This is a genomic window from Bacillus sp. mrc49 (assembly GCF_002803435.1).
On record NZ_PHNG01000768.1, the window covers coordinates 1 to 1,486 of the forward strand.

At 49.5% G+C, this 1,486-nt stretch carries 1 protein-coding gene; it reads left to right on the forward strand.

Translation table 11 applies throughout. The features are described from left to right. Positions 1 to 1,486: non-ribosomal peptide synthetase (locus CVN76_RS23645; protein ID WP_157805775.1), on the forward strand; the 1,486-nt coding region annotated here is incomplete at both ends.

The following is a 1,486-nucleotide window of genomic DNA, read 5'->3' on the forward strand; positions in this document are numbered from 1 at the left end:
TCCTTGAATATAGTACAGATCTCTTTAAGCGGGAGACTGCCGAAATGCTAATCTATCGTTTATTAAGGCTATTGGACGGCGCCCTTTCGGAACCCGATCAGCATATAGGGCTTTTGGATATACTGGCACCTGAAGAGCGTCAAAAAATCCTTGTGGACTGGAATGGAAATTCCGATGAAAAAGAGCAAGCGAGCATACCTTCACTGCTTGAAGAACAGGTGAAAAAGTATCCTCACCATATTGCCTTGGTATATGGGGAGACTTCATTGACATATGAAGAGGTGAACAAAAGGGCGAACCAGCTTGCCCGCCTGCTCATTGCGAAAGGGATAGGACCGGAGCAATTCGTCGCTTTGGCCTTGCCTAGATCATTGGAAATGGTTATCGGCCTGCTGGCTGTACTCAAGGCAGGGGCCGCATACCTGCCTCTGGATCCAGAGTATCCAGCGGACCGGTTATCGTTCATGCTCTCTGATGCCCAGCCTGCATGTGTTCTGACCGATTCGAGTGTAGCATCGAAGCTGCCTGAGATGGCTGATATTAGGCAAATCATCCTGGATGAAGCGAGTACCATTGAAGAATTAGAGCATCATTCGCCGATCAATCCAACGGATGTTGACCGCATCCGACCGTTATCGCCTTTGAATTCGGCGTATATTATCTATACTTCCGGTTCAACCGGTGTACCAAAAGGGGTTGTCGTTCCGCACCAGAATGTAATCAGACTATTTGGATCGACGCAGCATTGGTACGATTTCAATTCCAATGATGTGTGGACGATGTTCCACTCCTATGCTTTTGACTTTTCGGTGTGGGAAATTTGGGGAGCATTACTCCACGGAGGCAAGCTTGTCGTCGTGCCGCACTCGATCAGCCGATCACCTATGGAATTTTTAGGGCTATTGGTTAAAGAAGGAGTGACGGTACTGAATCAGACCCCATCGGCATTTTATCAATTGATGCAGGCCGATCGGGAAATGCCGGAAATTGGGCAGCAGCTTGCTTTACGCTATGTGATTTATGGCGGGGAGGCACTAGAACTAAGCCGTTTGGAGGATTGGTATGGCCGTCATCCGGAAAATGCACCATATCTCATCAACATGTATGGCATTACGGAAACGACCGTACATGTCAGCTATCTAGAGCTTAATCGTGATATTACATCCATAAAAGCCAATAGCCTCATTGGCCGTGCGATACCCGATCTTGGGGTGTATGTGTTGGATGCCGTCTTACAGCCGGTTCCGCCAGGGGTAGTGGGGGAACTCTATGTTTCCGGACCTGGTCTTGCCCGTGGGTATCTAGGTCGCCCTGGCTTGACGGCGGACCGTTTTGTCGCCAACCCATTCAGTTCATCAGGTGAGAGGATGTACCGTACCGGGGATTTGGCCCGCTGGCGTGAGGATGGATCTTTGGATTATATGGGGCGTGCCGATCATCAGATCAAAATCCGCGGCTTCCGTATCGAATTGGGTGAAATCGAGGC